The following is a 416-nucleotide window of genomic DNA, read 5'->3' as shown; positions in this document are numbered from 1 at the left end:
GAAGCCGAAGTTAAAGACAACGGCAACGGTACCCACACTGTAACCATCAAAGACGGTAACGGTAATACCACTACTACCATCCTTAAAGACGGTGCAACTGGTGCCAAAGGCGATACCGGTGCAACTGGTGCTGATGGTAAGAATGCTGAAGCCGACGTTAAAGACAACGGCAATGGCACTCATACTGTAACCATCAAAGACGGTAACGGTAATACCACTACTACCATCGTTAAAGACGGTGCAACTGGTGCCAAAGGCGATACCGGCGCAACTGGTGCAACCGGTACCGATGGTAAGAACGCTGAAGCCAACGTTAAAGACAACGGCAACGGTACCCACACTGTAACCATCAAAGACGGTAACGGTAATACCACTACTACCATCGTTAAAGACGGTGCAACTGGTGCCAAAGGCGA

At 49.5% G+C, this 416-nt stretch carries 1 protein-coding gene; it reads left to right on the top strand.

Annotated elements, in window-relative coordinates:
* Positions 1-416, top strand: a 416-nt coding sequence (locus ACTHR7_RS10740; RefSeq protein ID WP_440370797.1) for a collagen-flanked surface repeat-containing protein, incomplete at both ends; no start/stop codon positions are given.

It is taken from the genome of Neisseria sp. P0007.S010 (assembly GCF_051962875.1).
Classification (GTDB): Bacteria; Pseudomonadota; Gammaproteobacteria; order Burkholderiales; family Neisseriaceae; genus Neisseria; species Neisseria subflava_A.
This window is presented reverse-complemented; position numbering and strand designations above follow the sequence as displayed.